18 protein-coding genes are annotated in these 20,236 nt (G+C 40.4%); 8 read left to right on the top strand and 10 right to left on the bottom strand.

The features are described from left to right. Positions 1 to 230 precede the first annotated feature (230 nt). Complete coding sequence (gene ald / locus ACWPWY_RS00235; protein WP_454189860.1) at positions 231 to 1,358, top strand: alanine dehydrogenase; 1,128 nt, start codon at positions 231 to 233, stop codon at positions 1,356 to 1,358. 98 nt (positions 1,359 to 1,456) lie between these two features. Here the strand turns inward: ald and ACWPWY_RS00230 are convergent, their stop codons facing one another. Then, positions 1,457 to 2,698: an MFS transporter gene (locus ACWPWY_RS00230; protein WP_454189859.1), complete on the bottom strand. Its 1,242-nt coding sequence runs from the start codon at positions 2,696 to 2,698 to the stop codon at positions 1,457 to 1,459. A gap of 135 nt (positions 2,699 to 2,833) precedes the next feature. Between ACWPWY_RS00230 and ACWPWY_RS00225 the strand changes: the two genes are divergently transcribed. Further along, the gene (locus tag ACWPWY_RS00225; RefSeq protein WP_454189858.1) at positions 2,834 to 3,682 is read left to right on the top strand and encodes a helix-turn-helix domain-containing protein; all 849 of its coding nucleotides are present in this window, start codon (positions 2,834 to 2,836) and stop codon (positions 3,680 to 3,682) included. A 92-nt stretch (positions 3,683 to 3,774) separates the two neighbouring features. On the opposite strand, the gene ACWPWY_RS00220 is transcribed toward ACWPWY_RS00225, so the two are convergent. Continuing rightward, positions 3,775 to 4,695, bottom strand: a complete 921-nt coding sequence (locus ACWPWY_RS00220; RefSeq protein ID WP_454192743.1) for a PD-(D/E)XK nuclease family protein — start codon at positions 4,693 to 4,695, stop codon at positions 3,775 to 3,777. A 153-nt stretch (positions 4,696 to 4,848) separates the two neighbouring features. Between ACWPWY_RS00220 and ACWPWY_RS00215 the strand changes: the two genes are divergently transcribed. Then, positions 4,849 to 5,559, top strand: a complete 711-nt coding sequence (locus ACWPWY_RS00215; protein ID WP_454189857.1) for a serine/threonine protein kinase — start codon at positions 4,849 to 4,851, stop codon at positions 5,557 to 5,559. Positions 5,560 to 5,644: 85 nt separating this feature from the next. Here the strand turns inward: ACWPWY_RS00215 and ACWPWY_RS00210 are convergent, their stop codons facing one another. Further along, positions 5,645 to 6,097: an SRPBCC family protein gene (locus ACWPWY_RS00210; protein WP_454189856.1), complete on the bottom strand. Its 453-nt coding sequence runs from the start codon at positions 6,095 to 6,097 to the stop codon at positions 5,645 to 5,647. A gap of 145 nt (positions 6,098 to 6,242) precedes the next feature. Here ACWPWY_RS00210 and ACWPWY_RS00205 point away from each other — a divergent pair, with 145 nt between their 5' ends. Then, positions 6,243 to 7,067, top strand: coding sequence for an AraC family transcriptional regulator (locus ACWPWY_RS00205; protein ID WP_454189855.1), 825 nt, complete (start codon positions 6,243 to 6,245; stop codon positions 7,065 to 7,067). A 44-nt stretch (positions 7,068 to 7,111) separates the two neighbouring features. On the opposite strand, the gene ACWPWY_RS00200 is transcribed toward ACWPWY_RS00205, so the two are convergent. The 3 genes from ACWPWY_RS00200 to ACWPWY_RS00190 form a co-directional block, all read right to left on the bottom strand. After that, positions 7,112 to 8,881, bottom strand: a complete 1,770-nt coding sequence (locus ACWPWY_RS00200; RefSeq protein WP_454192742.1) for a cellulase family glycosylhydrolase — start codon at positions 8,879 to 8,881, stop codon at positions 7,112 to 7,114. A gap of 221 nt (positions 8,882 to 9,102) precedes the next feature. Then, the gene (locus ACWPWY_RS00195) at positions 9,103 to 10,401 is read right to left on the bottom strand and encodes an NCS2 family permease (protein WP_454189854.1); all 1,299 of its coding nucleotides are present in this window, start codon (positions 10,399 to 10,401) and stop codon (positions 9,103 to 9,105) included. 283 nt (positions 10,402 to 10,684) lie between these two features. Continuing rightward, positions 10,685 to 11,563: an AraC family transcriptional regulator gene (locus ACWPWY_RS00190; protein ID WP_454189853.1), complete on the bottom strand. Its 879-nt coding sequence runs from the start codon at positions 11,561 to 11,563 to the stop codon at positions 10,685 to 10,687. A 182-nt stretch (positions 11,564 to 11,745) separates the two neighbouring features. Here ACWPWY_RS00190 and ACWPWY_RS00185 point away from each other — a divergent pair, with 182 nt between their 5' ends. Genes ACWPWY_RS00185 through ACWPWY_RS00175 form a run of 3 tightly spaced genes read left to right on the top strand, consistent with a single transcriptional unit; the run spans position 11,746 to position 14,594 of the window. Then, positions 11,746 to 12,810, top strand: a complete 1,065-nt coding sequence (locus ACWPWY_RS00185) for a Gfo/Idh/MocA family protein (protein WP_454189852.1) — start codon at positions 11,746 to 11,748, stop codon at positions 12,808 to 12,810. Continuing rightward, entirely contained in the window at positions 12,807 to 13,664 is an 858-nt protein-coding gene (locus ACWPWY_RS00180; RefSeq protein WP_454189851.1) for a sugar phosphate isomerase/epimerase family protein, read from the top strand. The genes ACWPWY_RS00185 and ACWPWY_RS00180 overlap by 4 nt, the downstream gene beginning before the upstream one ends. A gap of 48 nt (positions 13,665 to 13,712) precedes the next feature. Next, positions 13,713 to 14,594 carry a sugar phosphate isomerase/epimerase family protein gene (locus tag ACWPWY_RS00175; protein ID WP_454189850.1) on the top strand — a complete coding sequence of 294 codons (882 nt, stop codon included), beginning with the start codon at positions 13,713 to 13,715 and terminating at the stop codon, positions 14,592 to 14,594. 83 nt (positions 14,595 to 14,677) lie between these two features. Here ACWPWY_RS00175 and ACWPWY_RS00170 read toward each other — a convergent pair whose 3' ends face one another. Beyond that, positions 14,678 to 15,376 carry a Crp/Fnr family transcriptional regulator gene (locus ACWPWY_RS00170; RefSeq protein ID WP_454189849.1) on the bottom strand — a complete coding sequence of 233 codons (699 nt, stop codon included), beginning with the start codon at positions 15,374 to 15,376 and terminating at the stop codon, positions 14,678 to 14,680. Between the two features lie 207 nt (positions 15,377 to 15,583). Here ACWPWY_RS00170 and ACWPWY_RS00165 point away from each other — a divergent pair, with 207 nt between their 5' ends. Then, positions 15,584 to 16,771 (top strand): NupC/NupG family nucleoside CNT transporter, encoded by a 1,188-nt coding sequence (locus ACWPWY_RS00165; protein ID WP_454189848.1) that lies wholly within the window; start codon positions 15,584 to 15,586, stop codon positions 16,769 to 16,771. Between the two features lie 722 nt (positions 16,772 to 17,493). Here ACWPWY_RS00165 and ACWPWY_RS00160 read toward each other — a convergent pair. The 3 genes from ACWPWY_RS00160 to ACWPWY_RS00150 form a co-directional block, all read right to left on the bottom strand. Beyond that, on the bottom strand, positions 17,494 to 18,021 hold the full coding sequence (locus tag ACWPWY_RS00160; RefSeq protein WP_454189847.1) for a cupin domain-containing protein: 528 nt from the start codon (positions 18,019 to 18,021) through the stop codon (positions 17,494 to 17,496). Between the two features lie 626 nt (positions 18,022 to 18,647). Further along, entirely contained in the window at positions 18,648 to 18,854 is a 207-nt protein-coding gene (locus ACWPWY_RS00155; RefSeq protein ID WP_454189846.1) for a DUF5316 family protein, read from the bottom strand. A 583-nt stretch (positions 18,855 to 19,437) separates the two neighbouring features. Next, a complete protein-coding gene (locus tag ACWPWY_RS00150; protein ID WP_454189845.1) occupies positions 19,438 to 19,929 on the bottom strand; it encodes a hypothetical protein in 492 nt (163 codons plus the stop codon). Positions 19,930 to 20,236: the final 307 nt, after the last annotated feature.

The following is a 20,236-nucleotide window of genomic DNA, read 5'->3' as shown; positions in this document are numbered from 1 at the left end:
GCGTATTTGGTTACTTTTTAGTGATATTTATTTTTCAGTTTTCCTAACCACATGCCCTTCTAGTTATCTAAATAATAGACATTATATAGATGCATTTCCACACTCTCTCACATAAATTGTAATATAGCTAACCACACATAATGAAAAATCAAACGATGATTCATGCCCTATTTACTGTTAAAATCATGCGTCATTAGCAAACTCCTAATCTTATAAATGAGGTGATTCACATGATCATTGGAGTACCCAAAGAAATAAAAAATAATGAAAATCGTGTCGCCCTCACCCCACAAGGAGTAGCTGAATTTGTTCACAAAGGACATCAAGTTTACGTGCAATCTAGTGCAGGTATAGGCAGTGGCTTTTCAGATGCAGAATATGTAGCTGCAGGTGCTAGACTGACAGAGGTGACCTCTCTATGGAATCAAGCGGATATGATTATGAAAGTTAAAGAACCATTGTCCAGTGAATATGGATATTTCAGACCCGGACTTGTTCTGTTTACCTATCTTCACTTAGCGGCCGAGCCCTCCCTGACCCAAGCACTGGTCGATAGCGGCGTTACCGCCATTGCTTATGAAACGATTATGGCTGGCGGAACACTTCCGCTACTCACACCAATGAGTGAAGTAGCAGGACGTATGGCCGCACAGATCGGCGCACAGTTGCTCGAGAAAAATAAAGGCGGAAAAGGAATTCTTCTATCTGGTATCCCCGGTGTGAGCCGTGGAAAAGTAACGATTATCGGCGGAGGTATTGTAGGAACAAATGCAGCCAAAATCGCCATCGGACTTGGAGCAGATGTTACGATCATTGATTTGAATGTAAACCGATTACGAGAACTGGACGATCTATTTGGTAACAGCATTCACACCTTGGTATCTACGCCGGCAAATATTGCTGATGCAGTTGCTTCTTCCGATCTGCTGATCTGTGCGGTACTTATTCCTGGTGCAAAAGCTCCTCGTCTCGTTACCGAAGATATGGTAAAACGTATGAGCAAAGGTTCCGTCATCGTCGATGTAGCGATCGACCAGGGCGGCATTGTGGAAACAATTGATCACATAACGACCCATGACAACCCGACGTATGTGAAACACGGCATCGTTCATTATGCTGTTGCGAATATGCCTGGGGCGGTCCCTCGTACTTCTACCCTCGGTCTTACCAACGCAACTTTACCCTATGCTCTGAAGCTCGCAGACCGCGGAGTACTTGAAACGTTGAAGCTTGACCCTGCGGTACGTGCCGGACTTCATGTTTTCCAAGGACAAGTGACTTACGAAGCAGTAGCAAGAGATTTAGGGTATGACTATATCCCGGCAGACGAAGCGATCACTAAAGTATCTTCGGTTTAATACTACGGTCTTTGCACAAAAAAGAGATTGCTATCGTAGAAATCTACGTAAACAATCTCTTATTTGTTTCTGTTATCGAATCGTTATAGTCCCTATATTCACGATGACATGGTTTTCCCGGAAGCAGAAAGTTCTTCTTCTCTCATTATTGTACTGGATTTCATCTGCATTCCCTGTTTACGATCTAGACGATGAGATACCACGGTAATCGCAAGAGCAATGAACGTAAACCCAGCCGCTACCCAAGGTAATGCCCTAAGCCCGCTAATGTCAATCATTAAGCCGCCTACAAAAGAACCGATCGCTATCCCCAGGTTATTCGCTACCGGCATGAGTGAGGTCGCAAAATCCTTTGCTTTTGGAACATATATGTAGGCAAGATCAATTAAATACAGCTGCGTGGATGCATTTAGAATATAAGAAGTCAGTGCAATGAGAATCAGACTAATGATTCCGATGACCGGCAGTGTAGCTGTCAGCCCAAATAGAATAAAAATAACGGCTTGCAGGATAAAAACAATCCTAAGCTTCCCTACATAATCCCCAGAAGCAATTCTTCCGCCGATCAGATTGCTTACAATCGTAACTAGACCATAAGCAAATAACACGGTACTGAACCAGCTGCTTGGCAGCTGCATGACCTTTCCCATCATCGGTGTAATATAGGTGAATACCGTAAAGATCGCTGCAGTACCCATTGCAGGAATAAAGAACGCAAGCAGAATCCGATAGTTAGCAAGGAGAACGAACTGTTCTTTCGCCGATACATGTACAATCGGTATATCTTTCGGTATGTAAATCCAGTTCAATAAGAGCGCACCTGCCCCAAGCATCGAAACTAGAATAAATGTGGCTGGCCAGTCAAAATGTTGACCTACCAGGGTACCGATTGGTACACCAAATACATTCGCAATCGTAAATCCGCCAAGTATATAGGAAATTGCTCTTCCACGTCTTGCTTTTTCCACATAATCACTAGCCACCGAAATTGCGAGCGATAAAGAAAGTCCGCACAAAATGGCAGTCACTACTCTCGTCCCCATCAAGAACGCAAAAGAGGTAGAGACCGCACTCAGCATATTTAGCACAATAATGAGCGTAATTCCTGTTAATAGAAGCAAGCGTTTAGGCAAATGACCCAAGATACTCAGTATAAGCGGTGTCCCAATCGCATAAGCAAGTGCAAAACCAGAGATCAAAATACCTGCTGCTGCAAGGGTTACCCCAAAATCACCTGCAATTTCACTTAAAAGTCCCACGATGACATATTCTGTGGTTCCCAGAATAAATGCCATGAACGTAAATGAAAATATCAATCCTTTTTCCTTAGGGTATGGCATGGTTTTCTCCTTTATCTATCTAAATCTGTACTTCATACAGCTTACGGCGGTAGTCTTCGATCTACAATTAAACATATTGCTGGTTTTTGTTACAATGTTATATATCTTGCTATTTTAGAGAGGAACGGATTACAAATGCCTGACATGAATGCGGGGAGAAGGGGAACCTATAAAGCCAACTTGGATGATCGTCTGCTGTACACAGGACACGTGAGCAATAACCCCGAGTGGCAGTTCCCTAGCCATAAGCATGAAGATCTGTTTGAGATACTGGTGATTAAAGAAGGAGAAGGCCAGTTTATGATTGGAGATATAGAGTATGATGCAGCCGAAGGAGACGTCATTATATACAATAAAGGGATTCTTCATGCCGAAAAGTCTTCTAAAGACAAACCCATATATATCTGCTATTGTGGCTTTCACACCAAAAAGGAATGGATCATTCCGCCGGATCGTGACCCTGTAATCCGTGCTAATAGCTATTCCGCTGAAATGATCACCATAATGGAACTCCTGTTTGAAGAATCAACAATTCGGGATGAAGGGCATGAAGAGATCTGCCAACACTTGCTGCAATCGATCTTAGTTCTTGTTTCTCGCATGCTCAGCAAGCAGACCCGTTTGCCAGACCCCGGCAGACAACAGACGGCCCTTGATATAAAAGAATATATAGATATGAATTATACGCGACCTCTGACTCTCAAAAAAATGGCTGACCATTTTAATATAAGTCCGTATTATTTTGCTCATTTATTTAAAGATCGTTACTCCACCTCCCCCATTCATTACATGATTCAGCGCCGGATGGGAGAAGCAACAAGGCTCCTTGTACAAACAGAGATGAAAGTATGGGAGATTGCCAAATTAACAGGATACGAGAATGCGAATTATTTTTCCATTCTTTTCACGAAAGTGGTAGGCATGTCGCCTCGTCAGTATCGCGATAACCATAAGAAAACCTTATCTTATCCCTCCAGAGAGTAGCACTCTTGCTTCACTGTAGGCAGATTAGACCACATAGACCACATAGACATAGACAGACCAAAAAGACACTGGACATCTCCAGTGTCTTATCACTATACAGCCCGAGAGCTGCAGATTTCACGAAAGTTACATTCCCCACATACTCTTCTTGACGGCATCGGCGTAAAGAAGGAGATGTCTTTGGGACGATTATAATAATCATCAGCAAGACAGGATTTCATTTCTTCAATATATCGTAAGGTCGATGCCGACACTTCATCAATATCTTGCTGCGTAGCCTGATAGGTTTCACACTCGCCAGTGAGCAGATATTCGACTCTCAACTCGATGTGTTCATACGGAACATTATAGTGTTCATGAACATAAAGCGCATAGAGATATAACTGATCTGTAAAATCATTCTCTTTGCCAGTCTTCCAGTCTACAATGACAATATGTCCTTGCTCATTTCGGTACAGTACGTCCATCTTCACATACACCCTCGTATCATGCAAAATCATATGATCCCATTTCTCGATCTCCATAATATGGGCTGCACCGCTCTCTACCTCTTTCCACGTTCTCGTATGATACAGCTTGTCAACGACCGTTTCCATGCGAGCTTTAATAGAAGAAATCCGTTCTCTCAGCTTGTCATCTTCATCATAATAGATTTCAGATAACATGGTTTGATATTTAGGACGAAGATGCCACCCGGTCACATCTTGCGACTCTTTGTACGCCTGGTTAAGCAGTTCTCTCATCTTCTGGTGTAAAAAGGAAGCATCCGGGGCCTTGCGGTCCTTCTCCCAGCTGCGAATCACGGACTCGCACATCTGATGAGCGAGATTCCCAAATACGAGGTAGAGATTACTGAGCTGTTTTAAACGATAGGTCTGAACTTGGTCCGGTTCTGCCGTTTCTAATTTCCACCCATTATGAGAACCGTAATAATGGTAATAATATTTACGAAGACAATCATCAAATATCCCGGCTCTAGAACCAGAGTATGACCAAGGAGGATACGTTGTTATCATATGCATCTTCTGCCTTTCTTTGCAATCTGTCATCGCTTTGTTGTATTGTATTTTATCATAGAATAGAAATAGAAACCTACGGCGGCCTACTCCTGTTTACACCGTTACTAAACAGAACAGGGCTCGAAATATGAAGGGGTTGTCACGTACATGGACCGTTATCCAAATCACCATTTGGAATTACCCGATTTACAGCAATTTGATTCTCTCTTGAGTAAGGTTGAAATCACAGGTAGCGATGATAATGAACTAGTAAGCATCACAAATCAAGCTGCCGGTGTACATTGTATCGGCGTTGGAACCGACGCAGCTGTATTTACGATTGAATCATTTCCGCAATTTGCTTTTAAAATATATTCTCCAGAAGCGATGGAGAAGAAGAAGATTGAAAAATCAGTCTACGACCGGCTTGCTGGCTCTCCTTTTTTCGCTGTCTGTTATGGAGAAGGTGATCGTTATCTTGTGCTCAGTATGGAAGAAGGACCTACACTTGAAGATTGTCTTATGGAAGGTATCCCCGTTCCTGAACAGGTTATTCTTGATGTAAAGGAAGCCCGCGAGTATGCGGTAAGTGTAGGACTTAACCCGAGGGACATCCATCTGAAAAATGTGGTCAATCAGAATGGTCGCGCCAAAGTGCTCGATGTTTCTGAATATGTAAAAGAAGGCGATGACCAGCGCTGGGATCATCTGGTCTGGGCTTATTACCATGTGTATCCACGGTTTAATCAAGTGAAGGTCTCGCAATGGGTAATCGATACGGTTAAAAAGTGGTACCATCGCCGAAATAAGGCTTCCATGAATCTAGAAGATTTTGCTGCACGGGTAACTCGTTTATACGATAAACTGTCACGTAAATAATAATTCAGATTCCTGCACAAAAAGACTCTCTTTTCTTGAAATCAAGGGAGTCTTTTTGTACAGGATATGAACATATCCTATTGGACTAAAAACCGAAATCCAGTGTTTTTCCTGTCTCAGCCAAGGTCTTGATGTTACTAAGAATCATCCACCAATGACTTTTCGTGCTTTCGTAAGAAGGATGGTTGTCAGTCCACTGATCATTGATTAAAGTCAGCTTTGTGCAGTCTCCAACCGTCTCAAAAAAATAGGTTATTCGAGAGGCGAGCTCCTCATGATTTTCTCGATAAGACGGTCCCGGATGTTCTAAGCAGCTAAACTTTATCCCGGGTTCATATGACAATACCTCTCCATAGAGATGCACTGTTCTCTCTCCATCTTTTCCAGGACCTACATACTGAAAGGAAGACCCGATCTCGAAAGAGGATTCAAGTGTACATCCATAGAATATTTTCTTACTATTTTCAGGTTGAAAGAGGGTATCCCATACTTGCTTTGGACTTGCATTAATATAAAACTCGTACTGTAAAGCTTCCACTTTAAATCACTCCCTTAGCTCATATGTTGTATACAGCAGTGTTATCCGCTCTTTTATCTTTACTCTTTGAAGTTGTACCTATCATACGCCCTCGATCTAACTAATGTATTGTAAAAACGCGACTCTTTCGCTGGAGGCGAACCTTATGTCCAAATCAATAGATGAACGATCTCTCGGCCTGCTCCACCTTGAACACGGTGAGCAGCATTTCACACTTAAACGCTACCAACCTTGCACAGAACTCAGCCCGTTTATTAAACATTACTGGATTGTAGAATGGAACTTCCCTGCTAACGAAACGTTCACTCAAGATGTCATTCCAAATCCGTGTGTGAACCTGGTCATTGAGCAAGGACGCACGTACTTTTTTGGTCCTTCATCCACTAAGTATGGTCATCAGCTGAGAGAGAAAGGCAGCGTATTTGGCATCAAGTTTCAACCCGGCGGCTTCTATCCGTGGATTCAGAAACCGATCACGGTTTTAGCATGTGCCCCTCTTCCTGCTGAGTCTCTGCTCCCTCAGTCTAGTCAGGAACTGGAGGCTATGTTCTTAAGCGGATCGATTCCCCATAATGAACTTGTCCAGCGAATGGATCAGCTGCTCCTTCCTTTGCTTCCATCTGTAGATGAGACGGGTCTCGAAATAGAACGCATAACGACCTATATACAAGATCATCACGAAATCACAAAGGTAGATGAGGTTTGCATGTATTTTCAAATCAATAAACGGAAGCTTCAACGTCTTTTTCAGCAATATGTCGGTCTGAGTCCCAAAACGGTCATTCGGCTTTACCGGCTTCAAAATGCAGCAGAAACATTAGACCAAGGAGATAATTTCCAACTCCTGAAGCTCAGTATGGATCTCGGCTATCATGATCAGTCTCACTTTATTAAAGACTTTAAATCCATTGTTGGAACGACACCAGAAGCTTATGTACGCAGAGAACAAAAGAGGATCACCCGGCCCTAGCCGTGTGATCCTCTTCGATTGTCCCGCTCACTGCGTATTTATTGTTACATTACCGTACCTGTAATCGTAGTCCCACTCTTTTGGAGTTTGTAAGAAATCACTTCTCCGCTCCAGAAATGGAATTTCAGAATCACTTCTCCGTCTTTTACTTCATTAAAGAAATTAGGTTTCAATGTAATTTTTCCATCCTCATAAGAAGGGCTGAATGTGTATTCAAATTCCTTAAAGGAAGTCCAGTTCTGTGGACCTGCATTGCTTCCATCTGTATAAACTGCCTCCATGGTAGCAAGCAGATCGCCGTTAAATTGAACTGGAATTGCGAAATTATTCGTTGTTCCTTGTGCTTTCTGCAGCTCAGGTTTACTGCTTGTGATCACACGGAACTTCCAGTCTGTGCCTTTGTTGAATTCTGCCGTAATCACGGCATTTTCTCCATACTCACCTGAAGCTGTCAGTTCTGCTAATTTTGTTGCTTTGATGGTGAGTTTCTCGCCAGAAAGGATATACTCTTTGCCTTTCTTTAGGTTCTTTCCATTCACACTCAGTTTCGTTAACCGATTACCGTTCAAGTTCATTTGGATCTGCTGATCTTGCCCAGTTACGCCTTTTCTGACAAAAATCAGATCGGTTTCGGCTGTAGCCGAACGTGTCTTCAAACCTGCTTTCATGATGTCAAAGAGGTCTTGGTCTGACCATTTAAATTCCGTTCTGCTAAAGTGCTGTCCGTTATCCCATAGCATATGTGTAATATTTTTTTCTTTTAGAACATGCGTAAGGTATTCAAAGAACTTTAGTTTTTCACCTTGTTCAATCGTATTGGTACTTTGGTCAAAACCAAGGAGACCGTACTCGCCTACGATAACCGGAATTCCTTTGGCAACGAACGTATTGTACACATTATCAAAAGTTTGATTGATATCATTTTTTGTATCCTCTTCGAAACGAGTGTAACCGGCAATGTTCACACTAAATGGCCAGAAGCCATAATAATGGACAGTTGCGATGATGTTGTCATCGTTCAATGTGGTAATGGTATGATAAAGCTCATCCATACGTTCTTGTGACGGGGATGCTTCGAGTGTAGATATTACGAGTGGACGTGTAGCGTTGATCCCACCGGACCCACGGACTATTTTATGAAAAGATAAATTCAGCTCTTCGAGCATATCTAGCTGTTTCTCTTCATCCGTTGTTCCACCATCCGTAAAGCGAGGTTCGTTCACACTTTCAAACATCACCTTGGTGGACTGATTCTTAAAGTGGTCGGCAATTTGCGTCCAAATCGCGTTGTATCTGGCAAGGACTTCATCATGTTTTTTCTCCATATGGCTGATCCAGACCCAAGAATCGTGATGAACGTTAATCATGACGTACAGTCCTTCATCAAGAGCCCACTGGACCACTTCCTGAACACGGTTCAGATAAGCGGGTTCAACGGTATAATCTGGTGCTGTTCCGATATGGGAATCCCAGGTCACTGGAATCCGAATACTTTTATATCCCTCATCTGCAATATTCTGAATTAATTCTTTCGTGATGCGTGGATTGCCCCAAGCCGTCTCATCTGCACCTACGGCATCCAGGGAGTTCCCAAGGTTCCATCCAGGCTGCATATCGTTTACGTAGGACTGCAGCTTAGATTTATTGCCCTTTGCTGCTTCTGCTTGGGCAGAACTGAAGGTAGAAGAAAACAGGGAGAAAACAAGTGCAAAAGCCAGAGAAAGCGTAAGCGTAGATTTCCATTTTCGATTCAACCTTATACATCTCCTTTGTTTGTACACATTTTTGAAAGCGCTTCCTAAAAAGGATAACATATCCATATTCCCTTCACTACCCTGCAAATTCATGATCATTTCATATGTTAATTAGTGAAATCAATTTCCTAATCCCTTTAGTTGATTTAAGAAATGGATTCAGCGATGTATTCAATTGTGTATATGTAAATAAAAAACAAAACCCTTATATCCTCGTAATTCTCATTACGTGATATAAGGGTTTTAATAGCTATATTTTTTATGAAGATCATTCGAAAGTTCTAGTGTTCCAGGAACACGAGCTGGATAAAGAACAAAACAGCAAAAACATAGAAAATCGGATGTACGTCTTTCCCTTTCCCGCGCAGCAGTTTCAGCAGAGGGTAGAAAATAAATCCTACGCCGATCCCTGTTGCAATACTGTGTGTAAGCGGAGTAAGGATAATGATGAGAAATGCTGGGAAGGCCTCTTCTACATCAGACCATTTGACCTGGCTGATCGCATTAATCATAAAGTAACCTACAATAATAAGCGCCGGAGCGGTAATTGCGGAAATACCAGATAATACTCCGATCAGCGGCGAGAAGAACAAGGTCAGTGCAAGCAGAATACTTACCACCACTGCAGTTAGACCAGTACGCCCTCCTGCAGCTACCCCTGTGCTGGATTCAATATAAGCCGATGTCGGGCTTGTACCCAGCAAAGCACCTGATGTTGTACCTACCGCATCAGCTAGAAGTGCACCGCGTGAACGCGGGAATTTACCGTCTTTAATCAGACCTGCCTTCTCTGCTACCCCAAGCATGGTGCCTGTTGTATCAAACAAGGTAATCAGTAAGAAAGTAAAGATAACCGTGTAAAGTCCACTGGAGAACACACCTGCAATATCAAGTTGGAAGGCGGTTGTTGACAGCCCTGTTGGCATAGATACGATGGATTCTGGCATCTGAAGCAGTCCCATAAACCATGCGATAATGGCGGTAACCACCATCCCAATAAATAAGTACCCTTTTACGTTATATGACATAAGCACTACAGTAATGAGCAATCCAATAATCGTAAGCATGGTCATTGGATCTGATAAATTACCTAGTGCAATTAAATTCGACTCGGAGGCAACAATAATTCCTGCATTTTGAAGTCCAACCGTAGTTATAAAAAGTCCGATCCCGGCCGTTATGGCATGTTTAAGGCTACCCGGTATGGCATCCAGCAGCATGTACCTAAACGATGTTAGCGACAAAATAACAAATAGCATACCGGAAATGAATACTGCACCAAGTGCTACTTGCCAAGAAACTCCATATCCCGCTACGACACTATAAGCGAAAAACGCATTAAGTCCCATTCCTGGCGCAATGACGATCGGATAATTCGCACCAAGACCCATAATGAGTGTACCAATGATACTCGCAAGCACGGTTGCAATGAATACACCGTTAAAATCCATTCCCGTACTGCTGAGCATTCCAGGATTGACAATGACAATGTAAACCATTGTAAAGAAGGTCGTAAGCCCCGCAATGATCTCCGTCGGGACGGTCGTGCCTCGTTCTTTTAATTTAAACCATTTTTCCATCTGAAGCTGTGCCTCCATGACTTGTATTATCATTCGAATCAAAGCAAAAAATCCTAATTCTTCATATAGGATGAGAAAATATTAGCTCCTATATTCGTAAGTAGGATATAAGTTACGAATGACTGAAGTGTAAATCATTAATGTATTAATTATTTATTCCATTTATCCTATCTACGCTGTGTAAAAGGACAATAACAAGAATATTAAATATAACAAAAGAAGTCAACCATTTCACAAAAAAATCACGGTTAATTCCGAACTTTCCTAAGCCCAAATGCTTCCATTATTCGCTTTTGATGGAGGATCGGATGAAAGAAGGCGGTACTTGTTTATATTTTTTAAATGTCCGACTGAAGTAAGAAATGTCGTTGTACCCTGATGCAAGGGCCACCTCTGATATGGTCATTTCTGTATTACGAAGTAGATATTCTGACTTATTAATTCGGAACTGATTAATATACTCGGTCACGGTCTTGTTCGTCAGTTCACTGAATAAGCGGCTGAAATGAAAACGAGATAACCCTGCCTTTTGGGCTAGCTGCTCCACCGATAGTTCTTCTAGGTAATGCTCTTCGATATATTTAAAAATGGGAGCAAATCTCGTTAAATTTTTGGTCCGGCTGTTATATTCAGCACTCGGCATATACTCCGCAATATGTCTGCGGAACAACAAGGTCAGCATCCGGTACATACTTGATTTAATAGCCATTTCATATCCAAGCTCTTTCCCCTGGAACTCTTGGAGAATTTGTTCAAATGCGGTGCGTAGTTCAGAATCATCTGGAATGTGATTTTTGAATATGACGTTATTCTGGGTCATCGGGGTAATGAACTTCGTCCCCACTGCATCAGGTGATGGGCTCTGCAATAGAGACAGATCCGTGATCAGCGCATTATACAGGACGTGACCCGATACATTAATTCCGTGGTGCAGGTCGTTACTATTAAGGACGATAAGATCCCCTTCTTTGACCCTTTTTTGCTCCGAATTGCATTCGATTATGGCTTCGCCTTGTGCAAAATATAAAATTTCCATATGTTCATGAAAATGAGGATGAAATAAGATTTGCCCCTTTTCAGTCGACTCACAATAATGAAGCTTCAGTGGAAATTGCGGATCAGGCATATCCATCGGTTCCCGTAAAGCAGCGTCTCTAATCATGGGTCATCCCTCCACTTACCGCACATTTGTTCAAATAATCAGCAACGCTCTACATGGCTTTCCCCGCAGGGTCTCACTACAATAAAGGTAATTCTAGATGATAGAAAACACCGAGTTAATCCTCACATTTCTTTTGTCTAGTATATCCTATTCTAGAAATTGAAGGGAGCACAAATTTACATATGACAACACTCAAAATTGGTGTAATCGGTGCTGGGAGCATCTCGCAATATCATCTAACACCTTACAAAAACAATCCTAATACAGTTCTTCATGCCGTTTGCGATATGAATGCCGATAGGGCCAAACAAACCGCTGACAAATACGAAGCACCACATGCCTATAGTGATTACAATGAACTTCTTGCTAATGAAGAAATTGATGCCGTCAGTATCTGTACGTGGAATGATACCCATGCGGAGATCGCCATTGCGGCTCTGAAAGCTGGCAAACATGTTCTGGTGGAGAAACCGCTTTGCCGTACAGTGGAAGAAGCGTATAAGATTCAACAAGCAGTTCAAGATTCAGGTAAGATTCTGCAAGTCGGCTTTGTTCGCCGCTATGATCCCAATGCACAAATGCTTCGCTCTTTTATCGATAATGGAGAATTTGGTGAAATCTATTATGCCAAAGCTTCATACATCCGCAGACTCGGCAACCCAGGTGGCTGGTTCTCTGATTCAAGACGTTCCGGCGGCGGACCGCTGATTGATATCGGTGTTCACGTGATTGACCTCTGCTGGTACATGATGGGCAGACCAAAAGTGAAATCGGTTACAGGTAATACCTACCGCAAACTTGGAGATCGTTCCCATATCAAAAATCTTTCTTCTTATAAAGCAGCCGATTATAACCCGGAAAACCAAGATAATGATGTAGAAGATTTAGCAAATGCACTCATTCGTTTTGAGAACGGTGCTACGTTAATGGTCGATGTGAGCTTCACTCTTCACGCAAAGGAAAATGAAGGTTCAGTAAAATTGTACGGAGAAAAAGGCGGATTTGAAATTGATCCCGAAGTTGTCATTGTTACCGAGAAGCATGACACAATCATCAACATCAGCCCGCAAACCGACAGCAAAGGGTTCCAATTTGAAAAAGCATTCCAAGCAGAGATCGATCATTTTGTAGAATGTGTTCAGACGGGTAAACAGCCCATCAGCCCTGTGGAAGACGGCGTAGAAGTCATGAAAATTCTTCGCGGTATTTATGAATCCGCAAGTACAGGAAAGGAAGTATACCTATGAAACTTGGACTCAGTTCCTACAGCTTGTATCAAGCACTCAAAAAAGGAACGATGACGATTGCAGATGTCATTGATTTTACTGCCGATCATGGCGGAGAACATATAGAGATCGTACCGCTTGGTTTTAACCTGATAGAACAGCCTGAACTGATTGATCTGATCGTAGCGAAAGCCGCAGAGCGCGGTCTTGAAATTTCCAACTATGCGATCGGGGCCAATTTCCTTGTAGATCATGAAGAAGCATACGAGCAAGAAATTGCACGCGTAAAAAAAGAAGTCGATATTGCAAACAGGCTCGGCGTGAAGCTAATGCGTCATGATGTCGCTTCTTCTCCTGATGTATCTATTGCCAATTTCAATGCGAATCTGGAACGTCTTGCAGCCGCTTGCCGTGAGATTGCGGAATACGCTGGTAAGTACGGCATCACAACAAGCGTAGAGAATCACGGCTATTTCATTCAGCATAGCGACCGGGTCCAAGCCCTGATTCATGCAGTGAATCTGCCCAATTTCAAAACCACTCTCGATATAGGCAATTTCCTATGCGCAGATGAGCCGCCGCTTGCTGGTGTGAAGAATAACCTTCCTTATGCATCGATTGTGCATTTTAAAGATTTCTATGTTCGCCCTGCTGGGCAGCATCCAGGCGATGGATTCTTCAAATCCACAGCAGGTAACTTCCTGCGCGGAGCGGTAGCCGGTCAAGGTGACATTCCCATGCGCGATGTCATCCAATTGGTGAAGTCCTCGGGTTATGACGGATATCTTAGTCTCGAGTTCGAAGGATTAGAAGACTGTGAATTTGGAGCACGTGCGGGTCTTGCGAATGTGAAGAGATTCTGGGACGAGGCATAAGCTTTTTAAGTACGGAAGAATATGTACAATCAATAAGGAGGCATCAGCATGTCTTTTACCAATAAAATAGGAGTCATTTCCGACAGCTTTCAACTCGGACTGCGAGAAGGACTACAGAAATCTAAAGAAGTCGGTGCAGAAGGAGTACAAATCTATGCTGTATCTGGCGAAATGTCACCCGAGAACCTCTCTACTGCTGCACGTAAAGAACTGAAAAGCTACATTGCAGATCTCGGACTTGAAATATCGGCCCTCTGCGGCGATCTTGGCGGACATGGATTTCAAGATACAGCAGCCAATGCTCAAAAAATAGAGCAGTCCAAACGCATTCTTGACCTCGCTGTAGAACTGGGAACGAATGTCGTCACAACACATATTGGTATTGTTCCTGATGATGTGAACGGTCCGATCTATGCTGCGATGCAGTCTGCCTGTGAGGAACTTGGCGTCTATGCAAAGAGTATGAATGCCTATTTTGCAATTGAGACGGGACCTGAGCGTTCTGCTCATCTCAAAGGCTTCCTTGATACACTTAGTACGAATGGCGTATCCGTTAACTTTGACCCGGCGAACATGGTCATGGTAACAGGCGATGATCCGGTCGAAGGTGTCAAGATTCTGAAAGATTATATCGTCCACACTCATGTGAAAGACGGCAGACAAATAAGACCCACCCATCCAAAAGAGGTCTATGGTCACCTTGGATATGAAGGCATGACGCATGAGAAAATTGCAGAAATGGCTTCTTCCGGCGCCGCTTTCCTGGAGGTTCCACTAGGCGAAGGCCAAGTTGATTTTGATGCGTACTTTGCTGCGCTGCAAGAGATCGGATACAAAGGCTATCTTACGATTGAGCGTGAAGTGGGCGCTTCACCGGAAGAAGATATCCGGAAAGCCGTTCAGTTTATTAAAAGGTATCGCGGTTACTAAAATGCTTAAGGCTGGCTTCCTCGGCGCAATGGTCCCCTTCATTTTGGAGGGGATTTTCTTTTTTAGAGGAAGAAAAAAATTATTTATTCATAGATGTTGTCTTTCGCTAATTTTCGAAGCTTATTAATATTTTTTATATGCAGGTTACCATGAATTCTTTCAATAATCTGTTGATCACATAATTTCTGAATCACTCGGTTTAAATGTCTGTAACTAGTACCAATAGTATCCGCAATTTCGATAAGGCTGGAATTCTTCATTTCCTCTTGAAATAAATTTCCATAGCTATCCGTAGAAATAGACAATAAATAACTAGCAAACCGTACTTCTACCGGATAAAGAACAAGAAATGTAGTGAAGTTCGTTTTAGTCCTAAATTTCTGGGCAATAGATTTGAGTAATAGTAGCAGAAAACTTGGGTTGTCACCGATTATTTCTTTCAAATTTTTGTATGAAATGCGTAAAGCGGTACATTCTGTGCTGGCTGCCACTGAATTCATTGCGGCTTCTTCATTCGCAAATTCAATATCCCCTAGGATTGCAGGAGTTTTTTGAAATCGTATTATTAATCTTTTGTCTTCGGAAGTCATTGTATATATTTTAACTTTCCCCTCAACTAAAAATAACATTTCCTTAAGAGGTTCACCTGCGGAGATCATATTTTCTCCTTTTGCAAAACTACATAATTGTATTTTATTTAGATCATCTGAAGAAAAAAATTCATGTAAGTTGTTTTTTTTGAGATATGAATAAATTAATGGATGATTATCAGTTATACGCATTTTTCTTCTTCCTCATTTTTATATTTGTGTTAGTTATCATTCTGTCCTGAGGTTCAAAGTTAAAAACTGCGAGAAAATATTTTATTTTTATGTAGGACATATGTCCTTGAGTTCGATATAAAAAATAAGTATTCTACATACGGCGGGAAGAGACGGCAACGTTTTCTTAAACTTCTCCCATGAATATTATCAGAAAGAGGGATAGTTTTGTTCGGGATTTTACTTGGTATCATTACAATCGTTTTACTATTTGGTATTTCTTTCTTACTTTCTAACGACAAAAAAAACATCAACATTAGAGCCATTATTATTATGCTGAGCATTCAATTTATTCTTAGTTGGTTACTTCTCAAAACAACGACGGGTCTGAAGGTAGTTGATACTATTGCAACAGGTTTTAATAAATTGTTAGAGTATGGAATGGAAGGTGTTGACTTCGTCGTAGGTGGCTGGATTCCAGAGGGACAATCGCCTTTCTTTGTTAATGTCTTGCTTATTCTCGTTTTCACTTCAGCATTCCTTTCATTATTAACGCATTTGAAAATCCTCCCACATATTATTAAATTTGTTGGCGGATTATTATCGAAGGTGACAGGATTACCTCATATTGAGAGCTTTAATGCGATTAATTCTATATTTTTTGGACAAGCAGATGCAATTCTTGCAATTAAGACTCATATAAAAAATTTAAATAAAAACCGCTTGTTTATTGTTTCCACTTCTGCAATGGCAAGTGTTTCAGCCGCTCTCATTGCTTCTTATATGACCATGCTACCATCACAGTTTGTTTTGATTGCGGTTGTATTAAATGTATTCAGCGCGTTAATCGTAGCTTCTATTGTAGCACCTGTAAAGGTTTCAAAAGAAGAAGAGGAAATTGATATAAATCAGATGATCCATACAAAAAATGTCTTTGAGGCTATTGGAAGCGGAGCGATGGACGGTGGAAAAGTAGCTCTTATTGTAAGTGTCATGTTAATAGCTTACCTAGGGATACTTGCACTGATCAATGGAATATTTGATAGTATTTTCGGAATGGATCTAACAACTATGGTCGGGTATCTTTTCTCACCAATCGCTTACTTAATGGGTATTCCGAGTAATGAGATGATTACGGCTGGTTCCATAATGGGGACAAAGTTAATTGCTAATGAATTTGCTGCGATTATGCAGTTCCAACCGTTGTTGGGAGAACTTTCAGAAAAAACAGTATCTATCCTCTCAACGTTCCTCATTTCTTTTGCTTCCATTGGTTCTGTTGGTATTGTAGGAGGCGCGGTACAAGCCATCGATGGTGCAAAGGGAAAAGAAGTGAGTGCATTTGGGTTAAAAATGTTGCTTGTAGCAACTATGGCCTCCATTCTATCCGCTACCATTGTTGGAATATTTTTATAAAAGGATAATACAAAAAAACAGCCAATTAAAGAAGCTGCTGCCTGTTAAATACAGACAGCAGCTTAAAGATGTTACCTAACCTTTACAAACAACTGACTGAAAACGATTTGATTATTTTACTAAGGATTCCTTAAAATAGCAGGTCATGTTTACCTATTGACCTAACGTTTATCAAAACATCAAATAATTAACCTTATCAAAATATGGTTTAAAAACATGTATACTGTTTCAAAGTTTAGATCATTGGATATACCTTTTATAAATAATTATCCTTAAGAAAGGACCAAACATTGAATATTATCCACGATACAATTAGTCAATTAGTTAAAACTCAATCACTAATCAACATCCATCTCGTCAGCGGGGAATTTATTACAGGTAATTGCAGGACATTAGATGATTCAAACACATTGATTTTTGAAACCGAAAACAAGGTAATATCTATTCCATTATGGACAATAAAACGATACAAAAAATTGTGATATAAAGGTCAGCTGTTGAACAGCCAGGCCTTTTTCTAGTTATCTCCTTTCGTCAGTTACACTAGAATTCTCAATTATAGGAAATCAAAACATCCAGTGAAATGATTTATCTTTTCTCATTTGCTTGCGGGTAACTTTTAAATTTAGCAGTTCCATTAAACAAGCAAAAATAATTGTCCTAGTTACTATTAATACTTCAACATATCTTACAGTTCGGTTAAGTATAGTTTCAGTCCTCAATTAATCGGCAGACATAGCCGCTTCTTTTGTTTGATGGACAGTACCAAACGGATGTTCAGGAGGAGCATAGATCACATATAATTTAAGTGGTGTATTGCCTGTATTCGTAATATTGTGCCAATTCCCTGCAGGTACCATAATGGCATAATCAGCACTAACCATTTGTTGAAAATCTAATTGATCTTTGCTATCACCCATTTGCACAAATCCCTGGCCTTCTTCTATACGTAAGAATTGATCTGTTGTCGGATGAATTTCTAAACCAATATCATCTCCAACGTCAATACTCATTAAGGTCACTTGAAAGTGTTCTCCTGTCCAGATAGCTGTTCGGTAAGTGCTGTTTTGTTTAGTCGCTTGTTCAATATTTACGACATATGGTTGTTTCCCATAATCCCTCAATAACAGGTTTGCACTATCGTAATTTCTATTGTAATAATAACCATTCCAATTATGAATTGCATATTGATTCCAGTAGTTATGCATAGGATGACAGCAGTGATAATAACAACATGGCTTATGATACATTTATCCATTCTCCTCACATGGTATCTTATCTTTGCTTCACTTTATCCTATGCAACTGCCTATTCCTTCGCTTCTGGTTTCTTTACATCAATCCTTAATTTTTATGATTTTGTTCGTCAGATGCTACAGGCTCTAGTAATTGTCCAGCTAAAAGTTGAAAACTACCAAAAATCGGTGGCAGATACTTATTCGTTATTTGAGATAACACACTGAATTGGATATATCGAAATGGTTTTACACCAATTTCGCTAAGTTCTTTATGTATATTGATACAAATTCCAAAAGGAAGGGCTCCCTGGTTCGTTCAGACCCAAGTCATTTACATAAAGTACGTAACCAATGTCACTACTGGTATACAGCAGAACCTTGTACAATAAGTCCAATAAAAAAGGATCTAACATGATTTAAAACGATATGACGCGCAGTCAAATTTATTCGCTGAGCATCTAAATAAGTAGTATCTTTTAAAATAATAGCCCACCTCTATCCCCGTAAAATTGGATTATCATCACAAGTTTTGCCGATTTGTAAATATATTAAATAATACATTCTGCCCAATATTAAAGAAAAAGCAACCGGTCTGTAGATCGGTTGCTTACTGGTTTTTCTTGAACTATCGTTTTTCCGTTAGCTTAATAAATACATCAATCCAGCAACTGCAAACGAAACGATTCCTGCTAAAGTAGACCATGTAGCAACTTTCTTCATCATGTCAAGATCTTCCGTAGGCTTTGAATAAAAATCACCTCTTTGTTGGTAACCAGTCGTCCATGATCTAATACAAAGACCAGAAACAAGAATAAGAATTATCCCTAAATAGATAAAAAAATTCATAATTAATCTTCCTTCCCAATCACCTTAGTTTTTAATATAACGGTTATTATAGGAAAAAGTTGTAATCGAAGAAGTGAATTGCCTCTTAAGCTATCCTGCTGATTAGCAAAAAGGGAGCAGTTGCCAACTGGCAAGCTGCTCCCTTTTGTTTTCAACTAACTAACGATTAGTTAACTAATTATTGATACGTTTCACTGAAATTTTGGAACCAGTATATCCGATAATATTGCTTAAAATCGCAAATATTGAAACCTTAAACCAAGATATATTTGCAATAACAACATCATTACCTATGTACCTAAACCTATATATTGACCACCACGTCTCATCTGAACCATGGGAAATATAGAGCCAGAAGATAAATATTACAATTACTGCACAAACAAATCCCAATAACTTTGCTCTCATTGGTATCACCAACTCCGTCGGAAAGATAATAACACAGTAATTCACCAAATGATGGAACTATCCTGCCGGTTAGCAAAAAGGGAACAGTTGCCAACTGGCAAGCTGCTCCCTTTTGTTTTTAACTAACGTTTTCTCGTTAGTTTAAATCTTGTTTGTGTCAAATCTGCTATTTTTCTCATCTAGATTTATTGTATATTTCTTCACCTAAGGAATTACTAATTGAAATATCTTGTACCCTTTCCTGACCAATGCTTGATACTAACAAGCCCTTTTTGTCATTGATTCCCCTTGACTCAATTGTGCCATCCGAATACTTTAAGTTAATATTCTTCGATCCTTTATCCAATAGATCATTAGGTATAATAACTGCAATATATGGCACTCCATCGCCAACAGTTATTACATCTTTACTATTTGATGCCCACGATAATTTATGATCATGTAGCTTTCCATGTTGATCGGAATACAGTGTAATTAATGAATTTTTCAGCAATATAATAGCACTGTCCTTTATCCATATGCTATCAAGAACAGCTAATTCATTATCTGAGACATATTCTACAATCTGTTCGTTGGTTGGTGCAAAGTAAATCAAACCAGACTCCTTAGAACATCCTGTCATTATAATTATTAAGACCAAGATATATGGAATTAGCTTTAGCTTCATAAAATTCCCTCCCTCTCATCTCTTTTCATACCCCTCCCCCTGTTTATATCTAATTTTACCACTACAGTAACGTTTTTCCGTTAGTTGAACGAAGATAAGATTATTGTTTAGTCCATTAAAGTCAGCTTCCGGAAAATCACATTTTTCTACTTGTATTGCAATAATTCATAAAAAACACAGTTAACAGGCTATCCCTCTGATATAAATAACTTTCTATCTTTTTTATGTAATAATATTCTATTTATTGCTAGTTTTATTATACTTTTATTAGAAGTGATTTGTTAATATATATTAATTGATTTTAGAT

It is taken from the genome of Paenibacillus sp. Marseille-Q7038 (genome assembly GCF_965111595.1).
The sequence above is the reverse complement of the archived record's forward strand: the minus strand, read 5'-3'. Positions and strand labels throughout refer to the sequence as shown.

What these genes read in the sequence shown, in the direction of transcription:
- ACWPWY_RS00170 (WP_454189849.1), bottom strand. Translation starts at nt 15,376, where the DNA reads ATGCGTATAACTGATAATCATCCATTAATTTATTCATATCTCAAAAAA.
- ACWPWY_RS00155 (WP_454189846.1), bottom strand. Translation starts at nt 18,854, where the DNA reads ATGAATTTTTTTATCTATTTAGGGATAATTCTTATTCTTGTTTCTGGT.
- ACWPWY_RS00175 (WP_454189850.1), top strand. Translation starts at nt 13,713, where the DNA reads ATGTCTTTTACCAATAAAATAGGAGTCATTTCCGACAGCTTTCAACTC.
- ACWPWY_RS00215 (WP_454189857.1), top strand. Translation starts at nt 4,849, where the DNA reads ATGGACCGTTATCCAAATCACCATTTGGAATTACCCGATTTACAGCAA.
- ACWPWY_RS00185 (WP_454189852.1), top strand. Translation starts at nt 11,746, where the DNA reads ATGACAACACTCAAAATTGGTGTAATCGGTGCTGGGAGCATCTCGCAA.
- ACWPWY_RS00205 (WP_454189855.1), top strand. Translation starts at nt 6,243, where the DNA reads ATGTCCAAATCAATAGATGAACGATCTCTCGGCCTGCTCCACCTTGAA.
- ACWPWY_RS00200 (WP_454192742.1), bottom strand. Translation starts at nt 8,881, where the DNA reads ATGTTATCCTTTTTAGGAAGCGCTTTCAAAAATGTGTACAAACAAAGG.
- ACWPWY_RS00180 (WP_454189851.1), top strand. Translation starts at nt 12,807, where the DNA reads ATGAAACTTGGACTCAGTTCCTACAGCTTGTATCAAGCACTCAAAAAA.
- ACWPWY_RS00230 (WP_454189859.1), bottom strand. Translation starts at nt 2,698, where the DNA reads ATGCCATACCCTAAGGAAAAAGGATTGATATTTTCATTTACGTTCATG.
- ald (WP_454189860.1), top strand. Translation starts at nt 231, where the DNA reads ATGATCATTGGAGTACCCAAAGAAATAAAAAATAATGAAAATCGTGTC.
- ACWPWY_RS00190 (WP_454189853.1), bottom strand. Translation starts at nt 11,563, where the DNA reads ATGATTAGAGACGCTGCTTTACGGGAACCGATGGATATGCCTGATCCG.
- ACWPWY_RS00160 (WP_454189847.1), bottom strand. Translation starts at nt 18,021, where the DNA reads ATGTATCATAAGCCATGTTGTTATTATCACTGCTGTCATCCTATGCAT.
- ACWPWY_RS00150 (WP_454189845.1), bottom strand. Translation starts at nt 19,929, where the DNA reads ATGAAGCTAAAGCTAATTCCATATATCTTGGTCTTAATAATTATAATG.
- ACWPWY_RS00195 (WP_454189854.1), bottom strand. Translation starts at nt 10,401, where the DNA reads ATGGAAAAATGGTTTAAATTAAAAGAACGAGGCACGACCGTCCCGACG.
- ACWPWY_RS00225 (WP_454189858.1), top strand. Translation starts at nt 2,834, where the DNA reads ATGCCTGACATGAATGCGGGGAGAAGGGGAACCTATAAAGCCAACTTG.